The organism is Micromonospora sp. NPDC003776, from assembly GCF_053605645.1.
Genome location: NZ_JBSGJR010000642.1, coordinates 1 through 3,612, shown reverse-complemented (window position 1 = coordinate 3,612; position 3,612 = coordinate 1). Strand labels below are relative to the sequence as shown.

Annotated in this window: 2 protein-coding genes and 2 pseudogenes; all 4 read left to right on the top strand. The window is 77.9% G+C overall.

Annotated features, from left to right (window positions below; all coding sequences use genetic code 11):
• Nucleotides 1-101: pseudogene (locus ACWEVO_RS32520) on the top strand (MFS transporter); the annotation flags it as partial.
• Between the two features lie 6 nt (nt 102-107).
• Nucleotides 108-2,651 (top strand): FtsX-like permease family protein, encoded by a 2,544-nt coding sequence (locus tag ACWEVO_RS32515; RefSeq protein WP_452311271.1) that lies wholly within the window; start codon nt 108-110, stop codon nt 2,649-2,651.
• Nucleotides 2,652-2,716: 65 nt separating this feature from the next.
• Nucleotides 2,717-3,202 (top strand): nitroreductase family deazaflavin-dependent oxidoreductase, encoded by a 486-nt coding sequence (locus ACWEVO_RS32510; protein WP_452311270.1) that lies wholly within the window; start codon nt 2,717-2,719, stop codon nt 3,200-3,202.
• Between the two features lie 150 nt (nt 3,203-3,352).
• A pseudogene (locus ACWEVO_RS32505) lies at nt 3,353-3,612 on the top strand (nucleotidyltransferase domain-containing protein); the annotation flags it as partial.

The following is a 3,612-nucleotide window of genomic DNA, read 5'->3' as shown; positions in this document are numbered from 1 at the left end:
TGACCGGCGACCACTACTTCACCGCTGAGCCCACGACCGCCGCCCGGCCGCGCGAGGTCGAGTTCTCCGTCGCCGGGCGCGACTACACCCTCGCCGCGAGCTACGACATGGCGCGCCTGACCCGGGCGGAACAGCTGGACCGCCGGCTGGGCGCGGCCGACGTCGAGCTGCGTTGGGTGGCGGAGAACGCGCAGCTCCAGGACGCCTGGGGCAGCAGCTACTGGCCGGTCGGGGCGGACCAGGTGACACGTACCCGGCCGGTCACCGCCGACCAGCTCACCGGTCTGCTGCCCGCCGGCAGCCGGGTCACCCGGGTCCGCTGGTGGGCGCCGTTCGAGCTGCGGTTCGGCGACCGGGTCGGCTCGATCAACGCGCGCGCCCTCGACCTCACCGACCCGCTCGCCCGGCCCCTCGCCCGGCTGCTCGCCGGACGGCGGCCGGCCGCTCCCGACGAGATCGCGGTCAGCCCGCGGGCCCAGCGCCGCCTGGGCGTCGGGCTCGACGAGCCGGTGCGCACCGCCGACGGCACGACCTACCGGGTGGTCGGGGTGGTCGAGTTCCCGGACGACCTCGGGGAACTGGTCGCGTTGCGACCGGAGGCCGTCCGCGGGCCGGTGGAACCGCCGACCGAGAGCTGGCTGGTGGACCTGCCCGGCCCGGTGGACCCCGGCCTGGTGGACCGGCTCAACGCGCGCGGGATCGTGGTGACCGCCCGGGTGCCGCTGCCGGGCCGGGAGGAGTTCGCCGCCGGACCGGGCCTGCCCGACGCCGAGCAGGCGAGCAACACCGTCCTCGTCGGCGGGCTCGGCCTGCTGGAGGTGGTCCTGCTGGTCGGCCCCGCCTTCGCGGTGGGCGTCCGCCGCCGCCGGCGGGACCTCGCCCTGGTCGCCGTGGCCGGCGGGGACGCCGCGCACCTGCGCCGGATCGTGCTGGCCGACGGCGTGGTGCTCGGTGCCGGCGGCGCCGCGCTCGGGCTGCTGCTCGGCGTCGGCGCGGCGTTCGCCGGGCGGCCGCTGGTCGAGCAGTACCTGATGTCCGCCCGGTCCGGCGGCTACCGGGTCTTCCCGGCGGCCCTGGTCGCGATCGCCCTGGTGGCCGTGCTGGCCGGCGTGCTGGCCGCGCTGGCCCCGGCGTGGACCGCCGCCCGCCAGGACGTGGTGGCCGGCCTGGCCGGCCGCCGCCAGCCACCCCGGCACCGCCGACGCTGGCTGGTGCTCGGGGTGCTGCTCACCGCCGTCGGGGCCGGCGTCGCCGCGCTCGGCGCCACCCGCACCTCCCCGACCGTGGTGCTGGCCGGGCTGATCCTCGGGGAGCTGGGGCTGGTCTTCGCCACCCCGACGCTGATCGGGCTGCTCGCTCGGGCCGGGCGGCTGCTGCCGCTGACACCCCGGCTCGCGCTCCGCGACGCCAGCCGCAACCGGTCCTCGGCGGCGCCGGCCATCTCCGCCGTGATGGCGGCGGTGGCCAGCAGCGTGGCTCTCGGCGTCTACCTCGCCGGCGACGACGCCCGCCAGCAGGCGGAGTGGCAGCCCGGCATGCCCCCGGGCAACGTGCTGCTCATGCGCGGCGGTGGCCCGGACGACGGCCCGCTGCCGCCGGCCCGGGAGATCGCCGACCGGGTGCGGGCGGTGCTGCCGGCCGCGACCGTCGCCCCGCTCGCCATCCCGGAGTGCGCGAAGCGGGTGTCCAAGGGGGACTTCTGCCTCGCCAGCGCGGTGCTGCCGGCCGCCCGGCGGTGCCCGTACGGCCCGGGTGACCCGCTCGACGCGGCCGAACGGGCCCGCGCCCGGGCCGACGCGCGCTGCGTCCGGCCGTTCCGCGACCCGAACGGCCTCTACCAGCCGACGGCGGTCGACGACGGCACGGCGCTGGCCGCGTTGACCGGTGCCCCGGCGGCGGAGGTCGCCGCCGCGACCCGGGTGCTCCACCGGGGCGGGGTGGTGGTCACCGACGCCCGGCTCCTGGTGGACGGCCAGGTGACGGTCAGCGTCAGCCGCGGCGACGGCGGGCCCCCGACCACGGTCGACGCCACCTTCCCGGCGTACCTGCTGCGGGGTGGCCTTCCGGTCGACCGGCTCGTGCTCTCGCCGTCGGCCGCGGCGGCCGTCGGGCTGGTCGGCGGGCAACTCGGCTACGTGATCGACACCGCCGGGCCGCCCACCGCCGACCAGCGGCAGCGGCTCGGCGCCGAACTGGCGCCGCTGGCCGCGCTGAGCGTGCAGGTGGAGGAGGAGCACCGCTCCGACCAGCGACCGTTGCTGCTGCTGCTCTCCGTCGGCGCCGGGCTGATCACGCTGGGCGCGGCCGGGGTGGCCACCGGGCTCGCCGCCGCCGAGGGCCGCCGCGACCTCTCCACGCTCGCCGCGGTCGGGGCCGATCCCCGGGTACGCCGCCTGCTGTCGATCTGCCAGGCCGGGGTGATCGCCGTGCTCGGGTCGGCGCTCGGGCTGGTCGCCGGCCTCGGCTCGGCGGCCATCATCCTGGTCTCGCTCAACCGCCGGTACGCCCAGGCGTGGCCGGTGCCGGAGCCGTACCCGCTGGTGGTGCCCGGGCTGACCGTGGCCGTCCTGGTGGTGGTGCCGCTGGTCGCCATGCTGGGCGCGGGACTGCTCACCCGGTCCCGGCTGCCGGTGGAACGCCGGCTGGACTGAGCGTTCGGCCGCGCCCGCGGATCCGGGGGTGTCGCACCCGGGCCGCGGCCGGGCAAACTGGGCTGGTGTCCGCCCTGGGAAGCCTCACCCGCCGCCTCGGTCACCAGAAGTGGTTCGCCGCCACCCTGCGCCTGCTCGTCCCGGCCGACCGGCTGGTCGGCCGGCTGACCAAGGGCCGGGTGGTCGCGTTCGGGCTGGTGCCCTCCCTGGTCATCACCACCACCGGCCGCCGCTCCGGCAAGCCGCGCAGCAACCCCCTGCTGTACGTGCCGGACGGCGACGCCTACGTGGTGATCGGCTCGAACTGGGGGCAGCAGCACCAGCCGTCCTGGTCGCTGAACCTGCTGGCCCAGCCCACCGCCGAGATCGACGTGCGGGGCCGCCGGATCCCGGTCCGCGCCGAACTGATCAGCGGCGACGAGCGGGAGCGGCTCTTCGCCCGCCTGGTCGACGAATGGCCGGCCTACCGCACCTACGTGGAGCGCGCCGGCGGCCGGGAGATCCGGGTGTTCCGCCTGGTCCCCACCGACGGGTCCGGCCCCACCTCCTGAGCCTTCCGGCCCACGCGCGTCCGGTGTGGGCGCGCGCTGCGCCGACCGGCCCGGGCGCGGCGGACGGGTGGGGCCGCGCCGCGTGGCTAGGCTGGTCGGCGTGCGCCGGGTCGCCGACGGGCGGCCCTCGCGCCGGACCGGAGGTGGACCGTGGACGCCGGCGGCACCGATCTGGAGACCGACCGCTACCTGGACGACCCCCGCTGGCGGGTCGCCGAGCGGGTGAGCGACGCGGCACTGCGCCGGTTCCCGGCCGACATCCTCGCCGTGGCGGTGCACGGCCCGCTGGCGCACGGCGACGACGACGGTGGCGGGAACGGCGAGGTGGGCCTGCTGCTGGCGACCTACCGGCCGGGCGGTGGACCGGACCCGTCCACCCGCCGGGTGGACGGGGTGCTGGTCGACCTCAC

What these genes read in the sequence shown, in the direction of transcription:
- ACWEVO_RS32515 (WP_452311271.1), top strand. Translation starts at nt 108, where the DNA reads ATGGCGCGCCTGACCCGGGCGGAACAGCTGGACCGCCGGCTGGGCGCG.